The sequence below is a fragment of the Pectobacterium artocarpous genome, from assembly GCF_046159765.1.
Taxonomy (GTDB): domain Bacteria; phylum Pseudomonadota; class Gammaproteobacteria; order Enterobacterales; family Enterobacteriaceae; genus Pectobacterium.
In genome coordinates this window covers 99,375-120,704 of sequence record NZ_JBJXVK010000014.1, presented here as the reverse complement: position 1 = coordinate 120,704, position 21,330 = coordinate 99,375, and the positions used below count along the sequence as shown (strand labels likewise).

Genomic DNA, 21,330 nt, shown 5'->3' with positions numbered 1-21,330 from the left:
GAACAGCAGTATTATCAACGACTCGAAAGTGTCTAGATTACCCGTAGCGATTCAGTGGGATATGAAACCTATTATAGATTCGGTTTATAAACTCGATTGCCTGGATGAGGCACTCAAGCATATGCAGAGCGCTTCCCATTTTGGCAAAATTGCAGTCAAAATTGCATAAATTACTGATGTTAGCTTTTTGACGCTGAAAAGTGTTTTGCGGACGTATAATTGCTCAGTGGAACGGCCAAATTCTGTCTATGTGGTGCCAAGGTTCGCATATCGCATAATGTATGACGCTATGTTACAAAAGGGGTCTGAGCCATTCCGGTAGAATGGGGTTGCTATCTACCGGAATGGTGAAGGTTCGTCTTTAGCCGAGATTATCCAACACCACGATGATGGCATTGAAGACGTGGTATTTGATTCAACATATCAACACGACCAAATAAATGACAGCACCGGCAAGACCAGATTCCTCCTTTTTATCCATTGGTTCGCATAATGTATATTATGTTAAATTAAATAATGAAGCTAAATATCACCACGATGACAGCCTCGTAAAGAAAGCGCCCTAAGCCGACTGGTTTAGGCTGTGTTGCGGGCATACCATTGCCGCTCGCCCCGCTTTCTTGTAACCTTCCCCCTGCTACATGCCCAACCCAATACACAATCTGAAATTACCGGACGTTACATGGCTGCTCATATTTCTAAAGATCCTTTGCATGGTGTCACGCTTGAAATGCAAGTCAATGCGCTGGTTACCCGTTTTGGTTGGGTTCAACTGGGCAAGTTGATCAACATCAATTGCTTCAAAAACGATCCCAGTGTCAAGTCCAGCTTAAAATTTTTACGTCGGACGCCCTGGGCCCGTGCCGAAGTTGAAGCGCTGTATCTCGATTCTCTGGATGACTCCTTTTCCGTAAAACCAGATGATACCGCCCTCGACCCATGGGCAAATAGCCGCAGAAATAAGAGCTAATCAACGTGAAAAAGCCAGTCGTACTGATTGCCGCGGCGCTTCTACTTGTCAGTTGCGCATCTAAACCACCGAGCTCGCTTGTCACCCCGTTTCCCCCTATTCAACAGCCGCTTCCGACGACATCTCCGCAGAGCCAGGAGCCGATGCGTGGCGTGTGGCTGGCGACCGTCTCCCGTCTCGATTGGCCGCCGGTAGCCTCTGTCAATGCCAGCAGCCCTGCTATCCGCATTGCTCTGCAGCAGGAAACACTGAAAAGTAAGCTTGATAAGTTGAAAAACCTCGGTATCAATACCGTCTTTTTCCAGGTTAAGCCGGATGGGACCGCGCTCTGGCCCTCTAAAATATTGCCTTGGTCTGATATGATGACAGGCCATATTGGTGAAGATCCTGGCTACGATCCGCTACAGTTCATGCTGGATGAAGCGCACAAACGAGGTATGAAAGTCCATGCCTGGTTTAATCCCTACCGTGTTTCTGTCAACACGAAATCTGCAACCGTCGCGGAGTTAAACCGCACATTATCGCAGAATCCGGCCAGCGTATTTGTGTTGCATCGTGACTGGATCCGCACGGCGGGCGATCGCTTCGTACTCGACCCTGGCATTCCGGAAGCACGAAACTGGATCACCAGTATCGTGGCCGAAGTCGTTGCACGCTACCCGATTGACGGCGTGCAGTTCGATGACTATTTCTATGCCGAATCACCCGGCTCCGCGCTGGACGATAGCGCGACCTTTAAAATATATGGCCAAGGATTTGCTTCAAAAGCCGACTGGCGGCGGCATAATACGCAGCAGCTCATTGAGCAGGTTTCCCACACCATCAAGCAGTTGAAACCCGACGTTGAATTCGGCGTTAGCCCCGCTGGCGTATGGCGGAACCGATCGCATGATGCGGCCGGTTCCGACACGCGAGGCGCTGCCGCCTACGATGAAGCGTATGCCGATACCCGCCTGTGGGTGCAGCAAGGGTTGCTGGATTATATCGCCCCACAACTATACTGGCCCTTCGCGCGCGATGCCGCGCGCTATGATGTATTGGCGAAATGGTGGGCGGACGTTGTGAAGCCGACAAGCACGCACCTTTATATTGGTGTGGCGCTGTATAAAGTGGGTGAACCTTCAAAGAATGAACCCGATTGGACGATACATGGCGGCGTACCGGAACTGAAAAAACAGCTCGATTTGAATGAATCTATGCCGCACATTAATGGCACGATACTGTTCAGAGAGAACTCTCTCAATCAGCCACAGACTCAGGATGCGGTTAATTACCTCAAAAGTCGATGGAACCCCATTTAACCGGGCGCTAGCCACGCGCCCGCCGCCTTTTAAAGTAATATTTGATCGAAAAAAGCGTCGAGTAACAGGCAGGACAACGCCAGTCGGTTTGATGTTCGCTGAACATCTCACCAGAGAGACGACCAACCATAAAAATGCTGTCATCACTTCAACTCATTGGAGAAATCCCGCTCTGGCTAAAAGGGCTGTTTACTCCACTTGTTACCACTTTTTCGGCGAAAAAATTCTACTGGAGGAGGTTTTTTTTGCTTATTTAATAAGCATGTAAGATGGTCGTGGCATCATACCTCGAGATAACTCACTCAAGCTATTGATTTACTTGTAAAAAAATAAAGGTTTCGAAACAAAATAAATCATTGAGTCGGTGACTGAAAAAACCTATATTGGCCGCGCTTTTTTATGGCAATGACATGTTTAATTCATTTTTCAACTGTGGAGTCCCAATAACCTCCACGGTTGTAGGAGAGATATGATGACGGATAAAGTCCGTATTGACAGTTTAGGTGCGAATTCATTAACCGGAAACAATGAAACCTATTTGGCAAGACAAGCTGAATTTGAATCGAACGTGAGGAGTTATCCACGCAAATTGCCTTTGGCAATTGCGAAAGCTGAAGGTGTGTGGATCACCGATGTTGAAAACAATCAATATCTTGATTGTCTGGCGGGTGCGGGTACGCTCGCGCTTGGACATAACCATCCTGACGTGCTGCAAAGCATCCAAAGTGTCATTACTAGCGGCTTGCCGTTACATACACTTGATCTGACAACGCCGTTGAAAGATCAGTTCTCCGAATATCTGCTTTCTTTATTACCGGGTCAAGGAAAAGAGTACTGCCTTCAGTTTACCGGTCCTTCTGGTGCCGATGCGGTTGAAGCCGCGCTGAAACTGGCAAAAAAATACACCGGTCGTTCTGGTGTGATCAGCTTCTCCGGCGGCTACCACGGCATGACGCATGGCGCGTTGTCCGTAACGGGTAACCTGTCTCCGAAAGAAGCCGTCGACGGCATGATGCCTGAAGTTCAGTTTATGCCTTATCCGCATCAGTATCGTTGCCCGCTGGGCATCGGCGGTGACGCTGGTGTGAAAGCATTAACCTACTATTTTGAAAACCTGATCAATGACGTTGAGAGCGGCGTACGCAAACCAGCGGCGGTGATTCTGGAAGCCGTTCAGGGTGAAGGCGGCGTTAACCCGGCTCCTGCCGAGTGGTTGCAGCGCATCCGTAAAGTGACGCAGGAACACGGCATTCTGCTGATCATCGACGAAGTTCAGGCCGGTTTTGCACGTACGGGTAAATTCTTCGCCTTTGAACACGCTGGCATTGAGCCAGATATCATCGTGATGTCCAAAGCCGTTGGTGGCGGTCTGCCATTAGCCGTACTGGGTATCAAGAAGCAGTTCGATGCCTGGGCGCCGGGTCACCACACGGGTACTTTCCGCGGTAACCAACTGGCGATGGCAACTGGCCTGACGACGTTGAAGCATCTGAAAGATAATCAGGTGGCAAACAAAGTCGCTGAGCAAGGTGAATGGCTGAAAGCGAAACTGGCTGAGCTGCAAAAACGTTATCCGGTGATCGGCCACATTCGTGGTCTGGGGTTAATGATCGGAATTGAGATTGTTAAGTCTGGCGAAGCGCAGGATCACATGGGTTGCTACCCGGCCGATGCCGAGCTGTCTGCGCTGTTGCAGAAAAAATGCTTTGAATCAGGCTTGATTCTGGAGCGCGGTGGCCGCAATGGCTGCGTTCTGCGTCTGCTGCCTTCCCTGCTGATCAGCAATGCTGAATTGGAAATCTTCCTGGATAAATTTGAAAACGCCCTGCTGTCTGCTGGCGTGAAGCCAGTCTGAGTGGAGCGAATGACCACGATGTCCCAATTAGTGGAAACAGAAGCAGTGGAAACAAAAGTCAGCCCGATTCTGGCCTCTTCTGCGCAGAGTATCGAAGCCTATCAGGAAGCGATCGCGCAGAGTAGTCAGGCCGTCATGCAGTGGCTGCAACAGCCTGAGATGTATCAGGGAAAAACCGTTGCTGAACTGCGTGAACGCATCACACTGGATTTTAATCCTCAGGGCTTGGGTAACCAGGCCGCTATTGAGCGTGCGATTGAGTACTTTTTGAAAGACAGCCTGTCGGTGCATCACCCGCAGTGCGTTGCTCACCTGCACTGCCCGAGTCTGGTGGTCAGCCAGGCGGCGGAAATTTTGATTAACGCCACCAACCAGAGCATGGACTCCTGGGATCAAAGTCCGTCAGCGACCATCATTGAGATGAAGCTGATTGAATGGCTGCGTACTCAAGTCGGTTATCAATCTGGAGACGCAGGCGTGTTCACCAGCGGCGGCACCCAGAGTAACCTGATGGGGTTGATGCTGGCGCGTGATGCCTTCTTTGCCCGTCAGGGACATTCGATCCAGCAAGATGGATTGGTGGGTAACCTGAAGAAAATTAAAGTGTTCTGTTCTGAAAATGCCCATTTCTCGGTGCAAAAGAACATGGCTTTACTGGGGCTGGGTTATCAATGCGTTACGCTGGTGAAAACTGACCGCTTCGCGCGGATGGATCTGAACGATTTAGCGGAAAAAGTGGCGCAGGCCAAAGCTAATGGCGAGCAGATTCTGGCGATTGTCGCGACAGCGGGTACCACGGATGCGGGTGCAATCGATCCTCTGCGGGCGATTGCGACACTGGCCGCAGAACACCAGATTTGGGTTCACGTTGATGCAGCTTGGGGCGGCGCACTGCTGCTGTCCGAGAAGTATCGCGATTATCTGGACGGCATTGAACTGGTGGATTCCATTACGTTGGATTTCCACAAACAGTTCTTCCAGACCATCAGCTGTGGCGCATTCTTGTTAAAAGAAGCTCGTCACTATGAGCTGATGCGCTATCAGGCGGCTTATCTGAACTCTGAGTTTGATGAAGCACAGGGCGTTCCGAATCTGGTGTCTAAGTCATTGCAGACAACGCGCCGTTTTGATGCGCTGAAACTGTGGATGGGTCTGGAAGCGTTAGGTCAACAGCAGTACGCGGCGATCATCGATCACGGTGTTACGCTAGCACAGCAGGTTGCACAGTATGTGGATGAACACGCGTCACTGGAATTGGTGATGCAGCCGCAACTGGCAAGCGTGCTGTTCCGCTATCGTCCGCAGCAACTGGCGACAGCGGATGATGCGACTATTGCATTGCTCAACCAACGCATTGGCGATGCGCTGTTGGAGTCAGGTCGTGCCAACGTGGGCGTTACCGAGTTTAACGGCGTAACCTGCCTGAAACTGACGTTACTGAACCCAACCGTTACGCTGGACGATGTTAACGTCCTGCTGGCACTGGTTGAAAGCACCGCTCAGCCGTTGCTGAACGCGTAATGCGTTAACACACCGATCTGGAAGACAAGCCGGTAACCGCTGAGGTTATCGGCTTTTTACTTTCTCTCTCCCTCTGCTGCTGGAGAATGATAAGCGTCACCCTACCACGGCTGGAAAGGGTCAGGAAAATGGCGCCATGCATCAGGGCCTAGCGCGATTTCTTCGTCTGTCAGTAAAGCATGGTTCAATTTGGAACGCATGCTGTCTTCATCCATATCGATCCCTATAAAGACCAACTCCTGACGGGCATCACCGATGTCATCCATCCAGTTTGACAAAATGTAATGCAGCGATTCGGGGTCGTCTGGCCAACGTTCTCTGGGAACACTCGCCCACCATTGACCGGCGAATCCTTCACGTGCCACACCGCCGGCTTGTGACCATGAACCCGCGCCGCCCGGACGGCTTGCCAGCCAGAAAAAGCCCTTAGACCTTACTACACCGGGCAATTCCCCCGCGATAACATCCCAAAAACGCGCCGGATGAAACGGTTTACGTGCTCGGAAAACGAAATGAGTAATACCATACTCTTCTGTTTCCGGTGTGTGTTCGCCCCGTAATTCCTTGAGCCAGCCGGGAGCCTGTGAGGCAGCATCAAAATCGAATAAACCGGTATTAAGCACTTGATTCAGTGGAAACTGCCCAAACTGGGAAACCACGATTTTCGCACGAGGATTCAGTGAATGCAGGATAGCCATTAGCTTTTCCTGCTGGGGTTTGTCGATCAGATCAACCTTGTTCAGCACCAGAACATCACAGAATTCAATTTGGTCGATCAGTAAATCCACAACTGTACGCTCATCCTCCTCGCCCAACGATTCTCCGCGTGAGCGGATGCTTTCATTCGCGCTATAGTCTTTTAAAAAATTAAACGCATCCACGACGGTAACCAGCGTATCCAACCTCGCCACATCGGAAAGGCTTTCTCCATCATCACCGGCAAACGTGAAGGTTTCGGCAACGGGTAGAGGTTCCGCAATCCCTGTAGATTCAATCACTAACTGGTCAAAACGCCCTTCTTTGGCAAGCTGACTGACTTCCAGTAACAGATCTTCGCGTAACGTGCAGCAGATGCAGCCGTTACTCATTTCCACCAGTTTTTCATCCGTGCGCGACAGTGCCGCGCCCCCTTCTCTGACCAGCGTGGCGTCAATATTCACTTCGGACATATCATTGACGATGACGGCAACCCGGCGACCTTCACGGTTAGCAAGAATATGGTTCAGCAACGTCGTTTTACCCGCCCCCAAAAAACCCGACAGCACGGTGACGGGCAATCTGTTATCTACCCTTTCGTATCTGGAAACTTCAGACATTATTCGCATCCTTCTCTGGCTTGTTACACTATCGAACAAATAAATAGACGTTCTCGATAACCCGTGCAGGAATAAGCACGACCCATCTGAATTTATTGTGATGTTATAACATAACAATAAATCATTACCAGTTTTGTAAGGGATTACAATGGATGCGGCTTTCAGCCCCGCGAATAAAACCCGCAGGGCTGATGGTAAAACAAGAGCTTAGTACGAATATCCTGGTTTTTTCGCCAGCGTTTCCAACTGCGGTTTAATCAGCGGATCGTAAACGTCATCCTTCCAGCGGTCGGGCTGAATTTCGTTAAACGCCACAGAAAGCGAGTCGTCAGAAGAGCCGAAATGCTTCTTCAGAACCGCAGCGAGATCTTCAGCGACAACTTTTTTCTCTTCTTCAGACAGGTTTCTTGGGAAGTGTTTGACGTCAATATGAGGCATGGGAGAGTCCTTTTCAGTGATGAAACAGCACGATGATTAAGATAGCTATTGCGCATGCAGACGGCAATAGAATGCCCACGCCTGATGATAAACCATCCATCTGAGATAAATTGGCCTAAACTCATCGAAGTGTGTCATTCAGGCCACTGTTAGCGACCGGTCAGATTCTTATACTGCTTCTGTTTGGTGCGTAACGGCACCGCCAGTTAACTTGATATGGGAGCGATAAGATGAAAATAACGCAGATTCGCAATGCGACATTACGACTGGAATTTGGTGAGCAGGAAAGTAGCCAGATCATTATGCTATTGGTGAAGAGACGGATCGCCGCCTATCCTTAAAATGTACTAATGGTCACATTCAGCAATACCACGAATATAACACCTCACTGCAAGCATACGCCCTTTCTGACCAACGTTAATCGCCCATCGTGACACTCTGTTTATCCACGATAAAACATGGAGAACCCATGCAAACGCGTAACACGAAGCTGATTATTTTCAGCGATCTCGACGGATCGTTGCTCGATCATGAGACTTATCGGTGGGATGCCGCACAACCGTGGCTGATGCGGCTGGCAAATGAGGCAATTCCGCTGATTATCACCACCAGTAAAACGGCGGCCGAAGTTGAACCCTTACGGCAGGCGCTCGGGCTGGAACATTATCCCTATATTGCAGAAAACGGTGCCATTGCCGCTCTCCCACGGGCATGGCAAACGCACCCCGATTACCCATGGAAGCGGATTGGCATGGAATATTCCGTCATTCGTGATCGGTTGGCACAGCTACGAGCATTTGGTTTCCGCTTCAAAGGCTTTGGCGATATGAACCACGCAGAAATCGCAGAGGTGACTGGGCTTACCGAGCAAGAGGCCCACTGGGCACAACAGCGTGAAGCCTCTGAGCCGCTACTTTGGCTGGATGATGCTGGCAAGTTACCGCATTTTTGCCAGTTATTAGCGGAGATGGAGCTGTCTCTAACTCAAGGAGGTCGCTTCCATCACGTTATGGGTAAGCAAGTGAGTAAGGGCTTTACGACAAACTGGATAAAAACGCAGTATATCGAGAAATACGCGACTTCCGTCAAAACGCTTGGCTTGGGCGATGGCCCTAACGATGTTTCCTTCTTATGCACAGTAGACTGTGCCGTACTCATTAAAGGTAAAGAAAATCAAATTCTTACCCTGCCTGAGTCGTACGCTGGTGAGCAATATTGTACGCAGGCTTCAGGGCCTCGGGGTTGGAGTGAAGGGCTGGAGCATTTTATCGGCAACGGCCATTTCCTGGCATGAACTTGCGACAAGATGGTATGGGAGCATAGGATGAGCGAATTTTATCAAGATGGCATCATTACCAATTTTCACAACCTCACTCAAAGAAGTACGGAAGAGTTGGAGTATGAACTTCAGGTATTTTCTGGGCAAAACAGTATGGGGCTGATTTTGCCATCGCTCTATTCTGAGCTGGAAGGCCCTGCGCTGAGCCACATTATCGATCAGCTGTCTCAAGTGTCTTACCTTGGCGAAATTGTGATTGGGCTAGATCGCGCTGACCGGGAACAGTTTCTTTACGCTCGAAAATTCTTTTCTCGCCTGCCGCAACGACATCGAATTCTGTGGAACGATGGCCCACGCCTGAAAGCGCTCAGCGATGAACTGGCAGAAAAAGCGCTGGCACCGCAGGAGCCCGGCAAGGGGCGGAATGTCTGGTTTTGTGTCGGTTACACGTTAGCATCGCGTCGCTCTGCCTGTGTTGCACTGCATGATTGTGACATTGTCACTTATGACCGTGCGATGCTGGCTCGTCTGCTCTACCCTGTGGCGAATCCACATTTTAGTTACGATTTTTGCAAAGGCTATTACGCCCGCGTTGCAGAGGGAAAACTGAATGGTCGCGTGGGACGCCTGCTGGTCTATCCGCTATTGAAATCGCTGCAAAAGGTCTACGGCAATTCCGACTATCTGGATTACATGCGCAGTTACCGTTATCCGCTTTCCGGTGAGTTTGCGATGCGCACCGCAATCCTGAATAACCTGCGTATCCCAAGCGATTGGGGGTTGGAAATTGGCGTGCTGTCAGAAATTCATCGTGGAACCGCAACCCGCCGTATTTGTCAGGTCGATATTGCGGATCGCTACGACCATAAACATCAGCCGATGTCTGAAGATGACCCGAATGCAGGATTACAGCGTATGGCGGCTGACATCACCAAAGCGCTGTATCGTAAACTGGCGATTCTCGGCGTGAATATCACTGCGGACTCTTTCCGCGTTCTGCGGGCGACTTACTATCGCACCGCCCTTGATATGATCGATGCTTTCGAACATGACGCCCGTATGAACGGCCTGAGTTTTGATCGTCACAAAGAGGAGTCGGCAGTGGAATTATTCTCTGATGTGATCACCTTTTCCGGCCATGTTTATAGCGATAGCCCAGGTGATAAACCCTTTGTGCCGAGTTGGAACCGTGTGCAGTCTGCTTTTCCCGATATCCTTGAGCGGCTGTACGCTGCGGTAGAAGCTGACAATCAGGAAACGTGACGCTTCTCCCGCTACCTCATAGAGCAAGTGCATCATGATGCATCATTCCATGCGTCATGATGGATCTTTTGCATAAGTAATTCATATTTTTTTGATTTAATTACTCAATGAATAAATCAATTTTTTTTACCTTTTATTAATGCGTCAGAAACGGTGAAATTTCCCGCCATACGGAAAAATTTGTCGTAAGAAAATATTATTTCATCTATTTGACAAGGTATTAGCGATCGCGCAATGTGATAAATTGGCGCGTTTTATGCTTTAGCTCTCCTGCCATTATGCAACTAAGGAGAGTGTTTTGATGAATTTTTTAATCAATGAAAGCGATGTGTTAAACCCGAAACGCAGAGCATTATTAAAACTTTCTGGCGCCCTGCTGGGGACGGCAGCGGTAACGACAGGGTTAAGTTCTCGAGTTTTTGCCGAAACACAACCTGAGAACGCAGCATTTACTGCCCCCTCGGTCGATAACCCCATCCGCATTAATTTCAATGAAAATCCACTGGGTATGTCACCTAAGGCGCAAGCCGCCGCACGCGATGCCATCGTGAAAGCCAATCGTTATGCAAAGAATGAAATTCTGATGCTTGGCAATAAGTTGGCTGCACACCATCAGGTTAAAGCCCCATCCATTTTGCTGACGGCTGGTTCGTCCGAAGGCATCCGGGCGGCGATTGAAGCCTACGCATCGCTGGATGCACAACTGGTTATTCCAGAACTCACCTACGGCGACGGCGAGCGTTTCGCCAAGATTGCCGGAATTAACGTCACGAAAGTCAAAATGCTCGATAACTGGGCCTTCGATATTGAAGGGCTAAAAGCCGCCGTTGCCGGTTACCGTGGTCCTTCTATCGTTTATCTGGTCAACCCCAATAACCCAACGGGCACGATTACGCCAGCGGATTTAATTGAACCGTGGATTGCCAGCAAACCTGCCAATACGATGTTTATCGTCGATGAAGCCTACGCCGAGTTCGTCAACGATCCGCGCTTTCGCTCTATTTCGCCGATGATTGCTCAGGGCGCAGAGAACATTATTTTGCTCAAAACGTTCTCCAAAATACATGCCATGGCTGGCATGCGTATTGGGTACGCCGTTGCACATCCCAACGTCATCGCGTTGATGGGCAGACATGTCGCGGGAGAGAAAATTAATTTTAGCGGCGTGGATGCTGCATTGGCGTCTCTGGACGATACAGCATTTATTACCTATAGCAAAAAGAGTAATGATGTGGCGCGCCAAATCCTGCTGAAAGCGCTGGATGACCTGAAGCTGCCTTACCTGCCGTCAGAGGGAAACTTTGTTTTCCATCAGTTGGTCGTACCGCTCAAGGATTACCAAAAGCATATGGCAGATACGGGCGTGCTGATCGGCCGTGCGTTCCCTCCGGCGGATAACTGGTGCCGCATCTCGTTAGGTACACCACAGGAAATGCAGTGGGTTGCGGACACCATGCGCGAATTCCGTAACAAGAATTGGATTTAATCCCTCGTCATGCCTGTCTTGTCGCTTGCGATAGCGCGGCATTCGCCCCTCGTTCTGAGGGGCGATTTTTCCTGAACCGCATCGTTGAAACCGGAGTAACGCTTGACCCACGGGGAATTGCGCGGCTAAATGATCCCACGCCTTTCATTATTTATAGTGATATCAGGCACAAGCAGAATATGGAAACCGTCAGGGAGAAATGCGAGCATGATTATTTTTGTTACCGGTGCAACGGCTGGGTTTGGTGAGTCAATTACCCGTAAATTTATTAGCGCAGGCCATAAAGTGATCGCCACGGGGCGCCGCCAGGAACGCCTGGATGCGCTCAAGGCAGAACTGGGCGATGCGCTGTATACGATAAAACTGGACGTGCGCGATCGTCAGGCGATTGAAAAAGCTGTTGCCGCTCTGCCAGCCGAATGGCGGACCATTGATGTGCTGGTGAATAACGCCGGACTCGCGCTGGGTCTGGAACCTGCACATAAAGCCTCGGTAGATGATTGGGAAAATATGATCGATACCAACAATAAAGGGCTGGTGTTTATGACGCGTGCGCTGCTGCCTGCCATGGTGGAACGTAATATCGGGCATGTCATCAACATCGGCTCTACCGCTGGCAACTGGCCATACGCAGGCGGTAACGTGTACGGAGCCAGCAAGGCATTCGTGCAGCAGTTCAGTCTGGGTCTGCGTGCCGACCTGTCTGGCACCCGAATTCGCGTCACGAATATTGAACCGGGTCTGGTCGGTGGAACCGAATTCTCGGCCGTGCGCTTCAAAGGCAACGACGAGAAAGTCAGCAAAACCTATGACAACACAACACCGTTGACGGCCGAAGATGTATCCGAAGCCGTTTTCTGGGTCGCCACTCTGCCTGCACACGTCAATATCAACACGCTGGAAATGATGCCGGTCAGCCAGTCTTTTGCCGGTTTAAGTGTACATCGTGAAGGCTGATAGCCGCCACAGAGTCGGGCATAAACGTCTGTTTCATGCCCTTTTCTATTGGCGCGATCACCCTTGTCGCGCGGTGCGGCACGGTTATAGTGTCGTTGAGGCGAAGAATGTATACTTCTGTTATGGGCAACTTTTCCTTTTGTACGACGCGCCAAGGTTACAGGGAACGGCGGTCGCCTTTTGTTGTCTACCGCTTGCCGTGCGCGTGTTATCGTTCTGCGGCATCGGCGTTTGTTTTTATCATTCGTTCTGTCAAGGTGAAACATGAACCACTACTCTTTTTCTTCTTTGATTCGGGCTTTCATCCCGCTTTCTCTGGTTATCGTTTCCGCTGCCTGGCAGCCTGCCGCACTGGCAGATACGCGCCATATCATTGTCGATTCTGGGGACAGCACACTGTCGAAAGAAGCGGCGCGTCAAAGCAAAGAGCAATGGGACTCAACGCGTTCACTGCGTAATAAAGTGAACAACCGCGTTGAGAAAGAATTCGATAAGACAGAAAAAGCCATTGATGGGCGCGAAAAATGCAACGCCAGCTTTAACGTCAATGCTTACTGGGAAAGCACGACCGATCGCTGTCTCGATCGTCGTACTGGTCGCCCGGTTACCCCCTGATTTTTCACCCACGTCTTCTGGCGTGGGTTTCCCCTTTTTGTCGTATTACAGCAAATTCGTCTGCTCTCAAAAGGTACCATCGCCTTTAAATTCAACGATTATCACTTTATTGCATGGCAACATTGACTCTGATCCAGAGAATGAAGCACATCAGGATGAATATGAATTTAGCTCGGTTATTTTCACGCCCTTATCACATAAAATTGTGGGGCGTGCTCATCATGTGCCTATTGGTTAGTTCGGGTTGACCAAACAGCAGGAAATCGATTTACGCGAACTCTTCTCAGCGCAAATTCCCACGACAATGGGAAAAGGTGAAGTCACCTTTAGCGCGAACGGCACATTTAGTGAGAAAAAAGCTCACTGGTCAGTTCGATAAACACGGGTCGTCTGGCGCAGCCTATTCCGGTGGTGATCAACAGCAGCGATAACTCCGGCAAAAACGTGCGGCTTGCCCCTCTCATGATTCCGGCTGTCGCCCTTTTCCCGCTGTTTATGATGTATGGCTGCGCCACCGGCCCCTGCGTTTAACCTTCTCAGGCCATTATGGATGGTTTGAGTCCGCAGCTTTTTCGCGTTATTTCCATCGTTTGATATACTCAAAGAGTCTTTTTTCAGAAAAGGATCAAAAGATGAAAAAAACCATCATTTTTGGCGCGGCGTTATTTCTGGTTGCTCCGTTGGCTGCACAGGCATCTTGCGAGAGCGTGAAAGTGGATATTGCCCAAAAAATCATCGCCAATGGCGTGCCAGAATCCGGTTTTACGCTGGATATTGTCCCGAACGATCAGGTGAATCAAGCCAGTGGTCAGGTGGTTGGTCACTGTGAGAATGATTCGCACAAGATTGTGTACACCCGTCATGCCGAGGGCGACGTCAATACCGAAAGTGCGCCTACTCCAGCAGAAGGCCAGCCGACAACAACACCGTAACCTCTCCTCTGGATAGGCAAAAGGCGCTTTCGCGCCTTTTCTTTTGTCATTATTTCTGTCTGGTTTCGGCCTGCCCAGGCCGCTGACTGGCAGGGATCATCTTGGCGGAAAGTAGCGTGATAGCGGCGATGAGTGCAGAAACAATAAATACCCCGTGGATTGAGGAAGCGACTTGCGATGCCAGCGTATCGAGTTGATTGACGCTCAGCAGAATGCGCTTGTCCGGATCCATGAGCGTCTGAAGTGGATCGCTCACGTTCGGTAATCGCCAGTGCAGATTAATGTTCAGTGTGGCACCAAGCATTGCCGTACCCAACGCTGAACCCAGCATGCGGGTAAACATGGCGGAAGCCGTCGCAATGCCGCGGATGGAGTAGTCCACCGAGTTTTGTATCGACACCAGAAACGTTGTGCTACTTAACCCCATTCCTGAACCGATCAGAAATGCCGCAAGCCGCGCCCACATAAGATTGCTGTCTGGCTGAACGGTTAGGAGCGTCAGACTACCAATCGTCAATATGATACCGCCTAGCATTGCCGTAAAGCGGTAAGACGTCCATAGCATTAAGCGTCCGCTCAACGTACTGGCCAGCGGCCAGCCAATTGACATCATCGCCAGAATACTGCCCGCTTCCAGCGGCGTTTTGCCCATCACGCCCTGAATAAACGTCGGCAAAAAGGCGCTCACGCCCATCATGGCGGCCCCAACGACCAATCCCCCGAGATTACCAGCAATAATAATTCGATTGCGCCACAGCGCCAGCGGGAACAACGGCTCCGCCGTGCGTTTTTCCTGCCGGACCAGCAGAATGCAGCCCACGGCAGAGATCGCGAGCAGCGGGATCACCCAGTAACCAAACACCTCAGCCTGTAGCAGCGCCATCAGCAGACTGGCGACGGACACAACCAGATAGAACGCGCCCATCCAGTCCAACTGATGCTGGCGCACGGCAGTGATCGTCGGCAGGTAGCGAGCTAGAAGGAATATGGAAAACAACCCAATCGGTACGTTGACCCAGAAAACCAGTGCCCAGTTAAAGTGTTGGACGATAAACGCGCCCAGCAGCGGACCGATAATCGCGGAAATCCCCCACACGCTGGACAGATACCCCTGTATTTTCGGGCGCTCGGTCGAGCTGTATACATCGGCAACAATAGTGAATGCAATTGGGGTTATTGCGCCAGCGCCCAGCCCCTGCAAGGTACGGAAGACAATCAGCCAGCCCATCTGCGTCGAAAATCCGCACAGAACAGACCCCAGTAGGAATACCATCATGCCGAAGAAGAAAATCTTTTTGCGGCCATACAGATCGGCCAGACGGCCATAAATCGGAATACTGATCGACTGCGTCAGCAAATAACCCGCAAAGACCCACCCTAACAGGGAAAATCCGCCTAAATCCGCGATGATGGTGGGCAGCGCCGTGGCGACGATCGTTACCTCAATCGCCGCCGTAAACATAGCCAGCATACAGGCAATTAAAATCCAATGGCGATGAGGAGCAGGCATTTGTCTCTGGTTATTCTCTGTTTTCATTATATTTTCAGGATAAGAAGAAAAACTGCCAGTGAGTATAACAGGTGGCGTGGCGGAGAAAATTTATTCCCGCAGAGAAGCGGGAATAGAAGACGACAGAAATTAGTCGCTGAGGGCAGAAAGATCGATGTAAGGCGAGAGATCACGCAGCTCTGCTCGCGGTAAGTAAGGCAGTTCGCCTAGTTGCGGCGCCGGAATCTTTTTCCGCAGGACATGAATGATTTCGGCGTAATTCGCCAGACCGGGGTTAATCCGGTTAGCGACCCAGCCAACCAGCGGCAAACCATCGTTAATGATCGCCTGTGCCGTCAGCAGCGCATGGCTGATACAACCCAGTTTAATGCCGACAACCAGCACCACGGGCAGTTGTTCCTGTACTACCCACTCGGAGTACGGACGCAGATCGTTCATGACACTCCGCCATCCGCCCGTACCTTCAACCACCACGATATCCGCTGCCTCGCCCATGTGGCGCAGCCCCTGCGTCATTGTACAGTAATCAATCATTCCATCACTGACGCTGATTTCATCCTCTCTCAGAGCGATGGGGTTAACCATGTTATAGGGCAATTCCAGCGTAGAGGCCGCCTGTAGCAGCAGTGCATCTTTATTTCGCAGACCCGATTCCGTCTCTTCGCACCCTTTTGCTATCGGTTTGTAGCCCGCAACCGATTTACCTGCCAGCGCCAGTTTTTGCAGTAACGCCTTGGATACCACTGTTTTGCCAACGGCGGTATCAGTACCAGTGACAAAAATACGTTTCAACATGGGATAACTCCAGACCACCTGAATGCCAAAAAACAAGCACAGCTAAAATGCTTTCCAAGCGTGAAAGTCTAGGCTATGCCTTATTCAGGCAGTTTGCGTTAGCGCAATGTTTTGTTGCTCTACGCCCTTATGGTTATCCCTGTAGCAGTTTAACCAGCAGCGATCCGTTGTAGAGCGCGTCTTTTACCAGTGCCGCGCCGGGCATCGTCCCCTGATTGTAGAACTGGGTCGCTTCCACCTGGATGTTGTGGCTATAGGGCGGGAATGACTGCTGTTGAATGCAGCCTAAAATGGCAGGGTGCAAAATGCTGGCCGCTTTATTCAGGGGGGAACCCACCAGAATTTTATCGGGGTTGAAGAGATTCACCATGATGGCGACAATTCGACCTACGTTATTGCCGACATCGTTAATGATATCTTTGGCTAACTGATCACCCTTGAGCGCGGCATCACACAGGCTCTCAACGTTAAGCGGAGAACCGTGTAAAAGCGAACTCATGGACGTATTCATGCGTTGCTGCACTAACTCCAGCATATTTTCCGTGCTGGCGACCGTTTCCAGACAGCCGTGATTGCCGCAATAGCAACGTTTGCCGTAAGGATCGACCTGTGTGTGTCCGATTTCGACCAGGTTCCGGCTTCCTGCATGCAGGATGCGTCCGCCGGTAATCACGCCCGCACCGACGTTATGGTCGATCACCACCTGAATCACATTTTGACAATCGCGCGCCGCGCCGTATAACGCTTCGGCCATCGTCCATGCGCAGATATCATGCTGCAAATATACCGGTAGCCCCGTACGCTGTTCCAGCGCCGGGCCAATCGCCATTTCCTTAACGTCATAGAACGGCATTCGATGAATAACGCCCTTACTGGCGTCAATCATGCCCGGCGCGGTAATCGCGATTGCCGTTAGTCGTTCCAGCCGTTTCTGGTGACGAATAAAAAACTGGTCGATTTCATTCAGAATACGGTCAAGTAGCGGCTGTGACGCCTCTGCGGGAAGCAGGATATCTTCTTCCACAACCAGCTTGCTGCTAAGATCGCGCAGTGCTAAAGAGATGCTATTGTGGCTGATGCGGGCAGAAAGATAGTGCCAGGCTTCGGTATCCAGAATCAGGCCGATCGCGGGACGCCCCCTGCTCCCCAGATCCTGGTATTCGGTTTCCTGCACCAGATGGGCTTCCAGCAGTTCACGGACGATTTTGGTAATACTGGCGGGGGCGAGCTGAGCGCGTTTAGACAATTCGATTCGTGATATCGGGCCGTACTTATCGATCAGCCGATACACCGCTCCGGCATTCACTTGTTTGATTTGATCGATGTGTCCTGGTTGACCGTCGGCAATCACAAACCTGGCTCCTACTCATTATATACCCGTCATACTTCAAGCTGCATGTGCGTTGGCTTCGCTCTGTCACCCGAATCACTTACCTGAGTAAGCTCATCGGGATTCTTTCCCTTGTCGCCTTCCTGCATCCCGAATTATTTAGGGTATATCTGGCACTGCTGTTGAGAAATTTATCTTTATCATTGCAGTATGACTATTTTTCACGCTGCAAAATAAAAAAACTGCGGCTATGGTGGGGCTTTTCGATAAACTCGTCAAATATTTGATTCGTTATGTGATTTAGCGCGCATATTTTAATGATTATCCCCCCAGCATCAGCGACATTAGCATTTTAGCCGCCGCACTTTGCGGATGATGCCGCGCGGTGACCAGCCAAACTTCCGTTGTGGCGTCCTCTTCTTCCAGCAACAAATATTTCACGCCATCGACCCGAATGCGTAAAAACGACGCCGGCAAAATGGACACGCCCAATCCAGCCGACACCAGCCCAACGATGGTCATTGCCTCACCCACTTCTTGCGTAATGTAGGGGCTGATGCCATAGCGTTTTAGCAACGTCAGCGTATCGTCATACAGTGCGGTGCCAACCGCGCGGGAGAAGAAAACAAACGGTTCGTTCGCCAACTGTGTAATGTTGATTGCTCTCCCTGCGGCCTGTTGCGCTAACGGGTGGGACTCCTGTACGACGGCAATCAGCGGTTCACGTAATAGCAATTGATGATCCAGTGCGTTCGGTAGCGGGTTATTGCGCATAATGCTGATATCGAGCTTACCATTCAGCAGCGGTTCAATTTGCTGTTTGGTGTTGAGCTCCATCATCTGAATATGCACTTCCGGGTACGTGTGACGAAAACGCAGCAGGCTGCTGGAAATCTTTTTGATAAACGGCGCGGATGACGTAAAGCCGATCGTTAACTCTCCAATTTCGCCGCGTTGAATGCGAGAAGCTCGCTCCGCCGCCTGATCGACCTGACTGATAATTGACCAGGCTTCTTTCAGGAACATCTCGCCCGCCGGCGTGAGCTGGACATTACGGTTGTTACGCGCCAGAAGCTTCGCCCCGACCTGCTCTTCCAGAATTTGAATCTGTTGGCTCAATGGCGGCTGTGAAATGCGTAATCTTTCTGCCGCTCGGCCAAAATGCAGCTCTTCAGCGACCGCAATAAAATAGCGAAGGTGGCGTAGTTCGATATTCATATTTTAAAAATATCAATCATGACTATTAATATATTATACAAAATAATATCACTCTTCTATGATCGACTTACTGTTGTTTTACGCCTGATTTACCTTTTCCGGTAAGGAATTATTGTGAGTAACCTGCCATCTTCTGCACCGAATGACTGGCCTCTTTCTATGGCCGACGATGCAGATGATATTCCCCTGAGATCTTTGGGGAAAACGCCCTATATTGCCCGTGGTACGCCACAATTTATGCGTGTCACGCTGGCGTTGTTTTCTGCCGGATTAGCGACGTTTGCCCTGTTGTATTGCGTTCAACCGTTGCTGCCGGTGTTATCTCAGGATTTCGATATTTCGCCCGCTACCAGTAGTTTGTCGCTTTCCGTATCAACGGTGATGCTGGCGTTTGGGCTACTTTTCACCGGCCCACTTTCCGATACGATCGGTCGTAAAAATGTCATGGTCGTGTCCTTGATGCTGGCTGCGCTCTGTACCGTGATTTGCGCATTTATGGCCAGTTGGAAAGGCGTATTGATCATGCGGGCGATGATTGGCCTGTCGCTAAGCGGCGTCGCAGCCGTCGCCATGAGCTATCTGAGTGAAGAAATTCACCCTAGCGTGCTGGCGTTCTCGATGGGGTTATATATCAGCGGTAATTCGATTGGCGGCATGAGCGGACGTCTGATCAGCGGAGTCTTGACGGACTACTTCCCGTGGCGGGTTGCCATCGGCACGATTGGCGTACTGGCGCTCATTGCGGCGATAACATTCTGGCGTATTCTTCCCGAGTCACGCCATTTCCGCCCCGGCTCATTACGACCTAAAACGCTGTTGCTGAATAGCAAACTGCACTGGCGCGATGCGGGTTTGCCATTGCTGTTCCTTCAGGGATTTTTACTGATGGGCGCATTCGTTACCCTGTTTAACTACATTGGGTACCGGTTGTTAGCCCCACCGTATTTACTCAGTCAAGCGGTAGTCGGCTTACTTTCCGTGGTTTATCTCACCGGAAGTTACAGCTCGCCAAAAGCCGGGGCATTAACCGCTCGCTATGGACGCGGCCCGGTGCTAAGCATGGCGATCCTCCTGATGCTAGCAGGTCTGGGGATAACGGCACTGACGCCGGTATTTGCTATCTTTGGTGGGATGATGCTCTTTACCGCCGGCTTCTTCGCGGCACACTCGGTATCCAGCAGTTGGATTGGCCAACGGGCACGGCGCGCGAAAGGCCAGGCATCATCAATGTATCTCTTTTCTTATTATCTGGGGTCAAGCCTGGCTGGCACGCTAGGTGGATTCTTCTGGCATGCATGTGGTTGGATGGGTATCACCGTCTTTTTGAGCGCACTCTTAGTACTCGCGCTCGGAGTCAGCCTGATACTTAAAAAACGGCTTTAACGCTTTTCTTATAGGAGTTTACCTGAATCAAGGTAAATTCCTTGCTGCTCTTGTTCACTTCCCTATATTTCCCCCATCAGCACTGCTGAAAATGATGATATGCACGATTGCTGAAGTATGTGTTTCTGAGTATAAATATATGTATGTTGTAACTAAAATGAGTTGTAAGTTGAGCTATGAATCGCTACGCGCTAATCGATCGTATGAACCACTGTTTTCAGACGTTAGAGAAGAAACTTGCCCTGATGCAACAACAGTTTGCTGAGTATCGGCTGCTCGCTGGCCGCGTCTATTCCCTTCCCCCAGTGGAAAAAGGCGCGGAGCATGATCCTATCGAACATATCGCCGTCACGCAGTTCGTCGGGCAGGAGGCACGCGATAAAGGGTTAGCCCACTTTCAGCGTCTGTTCATTCACCACTACCCGGAAACGCTCAGCAGTAAAAGTGCAATTCGCTTACCAGGTGCACTCTGCTTTGCTGTAAACGCGGCACAATATCAGCAGGCACAGTCGCTCATCGCAGAAATTAATGCGCTGAAAAAAGAGCTGGAACACATTATTACCATCGAATCCGGACTGGAGCCGGAACAACGCTTTGAGTTCGTCCACACACATTTGAAAGGATTGATCACGCTTAGCGCTTACCGGTCGTTAACGCTGATAACAAACCCGGCGTCAGTCCGCTTTGGCTGGGCGAATAAGCACGTCATCAAAAATATGACGCGCCGGGAACTGCTGGAACAACTGACCAAAAGTCGGAATGCTGCAAAACACACGGCACCGTATACCAAAGCGCAGTGGATTGAGCATATAGAAGAGGAAATTGACGCGGTCCTGTCGCTGCCGGAAGACGCAGTATTGAAAATCAAACGCCCGGTAAAAGTGCAGCCCATCGCCCGCGTGTGGTATCCCGAACAGCAGAAACAGGTTCAGCATCCCTGCCCGTCTCCCCTGATTGTATTTTGTCAGCAGGAGTCCGGCGGCGACGTGCCAATTATCGGCGAGCTGAATCCTTATGACGCCAACAACATAAAACATAAGCACAAACCGAAAGCGGCCGAACTTCGCCTGCTTATACCGCGTTTGCACCTGTATACCGACGCATTGGAATGAAAATGAAAAAGAAAAAGCCTGCTGATAAACACCAGCAGGCGATAAGATA

The 21,330-nt window shown here is 50.6% G+C and carries 18 protein-coding genes; 12 read left to right on the top strand and 6 right to left on the bottom strand.

What is annotated here, in order from left to right:
• The first annotated feature begins 682 nt into the window (after positions 1-682).
• From ACKQAD_RS11070 to ACKQAD_RS11055, 4 genes are all read left to right on the top strand, one after another.
• Positions 683-970 carry a VF530 family protein gene (locus tag ACKQAD_RS11070; protein ID WP_409160209.1) on the top strand — a complete coding sequence of 96 codons (288 nt, stop codon included), beginning with the start codon at positions 683-685 and terminating at the stop codon, positions 968-970.
• Positions 971-975: 5 nt separating this feature from the next.
• Positions 976-2,271 (top strand): glycoside hydrolase family 10-like protein, encoded by a 1,296-nt coding sequence (locus ACKQAD_RS11065; protein WP_409160208.1) that lies wholly within the window; start codon positions 976-978, stop codon positions 2,269-2,271.
• 469 nt (positions 2,272-2,740) lie between these two features.
• Positions 2,741-4,126, top strand: coding sequence for a diaminobutyrate--2-oxoglutarate transaminase (locus ACKQAD_RS11060; RefSeq protein ID WP_409160207.1), 1,386 nt, complete (start codon positions 2,741-2,743; stop codon positions 4,124-4,126).
• 9 nt (positions 4,127-4,135) lie between these two features.
• The gene (locus tag ACKQAD_RS11055) at positions 4,136-5,647 is read left to right on the top strand and encodes a pyridoxal phosphate-dependent decarboxylase family protein (RefSeq protein ID WP_409160206.1); all 1,512 of its coding nucleotides are present in this window, start codon (positions 4,136-4,138) and stop codon (positions 5,645-5,647) included.
• 101 nt (positions 5,648-5,748) lie between these two features.
• Here ACKQAD_RS11055 and zigA read toward each other — a convergent pair whose 3' ends face one another.
• Together zigA and pptA are read right to left on the bottom strand one after the other, a co-directional pair.
• The gene (zigA, locus tag ACKQAD_RS11050; RefSeq protein WP_409160205.1) at positions 5,749-6,963 is read right to left on the bottom strand and encodes a zinc metallochaperone GTPase ZigA; all 1,215 of its coding nucleotides are present in this window, start codon (positions 6,961-6,963) and stop codon (positions 5,749-5,751) included.
• 207 nt (positions 6,964-7,170) lie between these two features.
• Entirely contained in the window at positions 7,171-7,401 is a 231-nt protein-coding gene (gene pptA / locus ACKQAD_RS11045; RefSeq protein ID WP_409160204.1) for a tautomerase PptA, read from the bottom strand.
• A gap of 469 nt (positions 7,402-7,870) precedes the next feature.
• On the opposite strand from pptA, the gene ACKQAD_RS11040 reads away from it, so the two are divergent.
• The 6 genes from ACKQAD_RS11040 (at position 7,871) to ACKQAD_RS11015 (ending at position 13,933) form a co-directional block, all read left to right on the top strand.
• Positions 7,871-8,695, top strand: coding sequence for a mannosyl-3-phosphoglycerate phosphatase-related protein (locus ACKQAD_RS11040; protein WP_409160203.1), 825 nt, complete (start codon positions 7,871-7,873; stop codon positions 8,693-8,695).
• Positions 8,696-8,725: 30 nt separating this feature from the next.
• Positions 8,726-9,943 (top strand): glycosyltransferase family protein, encoded by a 1,218-nt coding sequence (locus ACKQAD_RS11035; RefSeq protein ID WP_409160202.1) that lies wholly within the window; start codon positions 8,726-8,728, stop codon positions 9,941-9,943.
• Between the two features lie 301 nt (positions 9,944-10,244).
• A complete protein-coding gene (locus ACKQAD_RS11030; RefSeq protein WP_409160201.1) occupies positions 10,245-11,429 on the top strand; it encodes a pyridoxal phosphate-dependent aminotransferase in 1,185 nt (394 codons plus the stop codon).
• A 207-nt stretch (positions 11,430-11,636) separates the two neighbouring features.
• The gene (gene ydfG, locus ACKQAD_RS11025) at positions 11,637-12,386 is read left to right on the top strand and encodes a bifunctional NADP-dependent 3-hydroxy acid dehydrogenase/3-hydroxypropionate dehydrogenase YdfG (protein ID WP_409160200.1); all 750 of its coding nucleotides are present in this window, start codon (positions 11,637-11,639) and stop codon (positions 12,384-12,386) included.
• Between the two features lie 264 nt (positions 12,387-12,650).
• Positions 12,651-13,001: a DUF1283 family protein gene (locus tag ACKQAD_RS11020; RefSeq protein WP_409160199.1), complete on the top strand. Its 351-nt coding sequence runs from the start codon at positions 12,651-12,653 to the stop codon at positions 12,999-13,001.
• Between the two features lie 632 nt (positions 13,002-13,633).
• A complete protein-coding gene (locus ACKQAD_RS11015) occupies positions 13,634-13,933 on the top strand; it encodes a DUF1161 domain-containing protein (protein ID WP_409160198.1) in 300 nt (99 codons plus the stop codon).
• 49 nt (positions 13,934-13,982) lie between these two features.
• On the opposite strand, the gene ACKQAD_RS11010 is transcribed toward ACKQAD_RS11015, so the two are convergent.
• From ACKQAD_RS11010 to ACKQAD_RS10995, 4 genes are all read right to left on the bottom strand, one after another.
• A complete protein-coding gene (locus tag ACKQAD_RS11010; RefSeq protein WP_409160197.1) occupies positions 13,983-15,470 on the bottom strand; it encodes an MDR family MFS transporter in 1,488 nt (495 codons plus the stop codon).
• A gap of 102 nt (positions 15,471-15,572) precedes the next feature.
• Entirely contained in the window at positions 15,573-16,238 is a 666-nt protein-coding gene (gene bioD, locus ACKQAD_RS11005) for a dethiobiotin synthase (RefSeq protein ID WP_409160196.1), read from the bottom strand.
• 133 nt (positions 16,239-16,371) lie between these two features.
• Positions 16,372-17,589, bottom strand: a complete 1,218-nt coding sequence (gene mlc, locus ACKQAD_RS11000; RefSeq protein WP_409160195.1) for a sugar metabolism global transcriptional regulator Mlc — start codon at positions 17,587-17,589, stop codon at positions 16,372-16,374.
• A 300-nt stretch (positions 17,590-17,889) separates the two neighbouring features.
• A complete protein-coding gene (locus ACKQAD_RS10995) occupies positions 17,890-18,786 on the bottom strand; it encodes a LysR family transcriptional regulator (protein ID WP_409160194.1) in 897 nt (298 codons plus the stop codon).
• A 114-nt stretch (positions 18,787-18,900) separates the two neighbouring features.
• Here ACKQAD_RS10995 and ACKQAD_RS10990 point away from each other — a divergent pair, with 114 nt between their 5' ends.
• Positions 18,901-20,169 (top strand): MFS transporter, encoded by a 1,269-nt coding sequence (locus ACKQAD_RS10990; RefSeq protein ID WP_409160193.1) that lies wholly within the window; start codon positions 18,901-18,903, stop codon positions 20,167-20,169.
• A gap of 176 nt (positions 20,170-20,345) precedes the next feature.
• On the top strand, positions 20,346-21,281 hold the full coding sequence (gene tus / locus ACKQAD_RS10985) for a DNA replication terminus site-binding protein (protein ID WP_409160192.1): 936 nt from the start codon (positions 20,346-20,348) through the stop codon (positions 21,279-21,281).
• Positions 21,282-21,330 lie beyond the last annotated feature (49 nt).

What these genes read in the sequence shown, in the direction of transcription:
- ydfG (WP_409160200.1), top strand. Translation starts at nt 11,637, where the DNA reads ATGATTATTTTTGTTACCGGTGCAACGGCTGGGTTTGGTGAGTCAATT.
- pptA (WP_409160204.1), bottom strand. Translation starts at nt 7,401, where the DNA reads ATGCCTCATATTGACGTCAAACACTTCCCAAGAAACCTGTCTGAAGAA.
- ACKQAD_RS11020 (WP_409160199.1), top strand. Translation starts at nt 12,651, where the DNA reads ATGAACCACTACTCTTTTTCTTCTTTGATTCGGGCTTTCATCCCGCTT.
- ACKQAD_RS11070 (WP_409160209.1), top strand. Translation starts at nt 683, where the DNA reads ATGGCTGCTCATATTTCTAAAGATCCTTTGCATGGTGTCACGCTTGAA.
- bioD (WP_409160196.1), bottom strand. Translation starts at nt 16,238, where the DNA reads ATGTTGAAACGTATTTTTGTCACTGGTACTGATACCGCCGTTGGCAAA.
- ACKQAD_RS11010 (WP_409160197.1), bottom strand. Translation starts at nt 15,470, where the DNA reads ATGAAAACAGAGAATAACCAGAGACAAATGCCTGCTCCTCATCGCCAT.
- ACKQAD_RS11035 (WP_409160202.1), top strand. Translation starts at nt 8,726, where the DNA reads ATGAGCGAATTTTATCAAGATGGCATCATTACCAATTTTCACAACCTC.
- tus (WP_409160192.1), top strand. Translation starts at nt 20,346, where the DNA reads ATGAATCGCTACGCGCTAATCGATCGTATGAACCACTGTTTTCAGACG.
- ACKQAD_RS11030 (WP_409160201.1), top strand. Translation starts at nt 10,245, where the DNA reads ATGAATTTTTTAATCAATGAAAGCGATGTGTTAAACCCGAAACGCAGA.
- ACKQAD_RS11060 (WP_409160207.1), top strand. Translation starts at nt 2,741, where the DNA reads ATGATGACGGATAAAGTCCGTATTGACAGTTTAGGTGCGAATTCATTA.
- ACKQAD_RS11055 (WP_409160206.1), top strand. Translation starts at nt 4,136, where the DNA reads ATGACCACGATGTCCCAATTAGTGGAAACAGAAGCAGTGGAAACAAAA.
- ACKQAD_RS11040 (WP_409160203.1), top strand. Translation starts at nt 7,871, where the DNA reads ATGCAAACGCGTAACACGAAGCTGATTATTTTCAGCGATCTCGACGGA.
- zigA (WP_409160205.1), bottom strand. Translation starts at nt 6,963, where the DNA reads ATGTCTGAAGTTTCCAGATACGAAAGGGTAGATAACAGATTGCCCGTC.
- ACKQAD_RS10995 (WP_409160194.1), bottom strand. Translation starts at nt 18,786, where the DNA reads ATGAATATCGAACTACGCCACCTTCGCTATTTTATTGCGGTCGCTGAA.
- ACKQAD_RS11015 (WP_409160198.1), top strand. Translation starts at nt 13,634, where the DNA reads ATGAAAAAAACCATCATTTTTGGCGCGGCGTTATTTCTGGTTGCTCCG.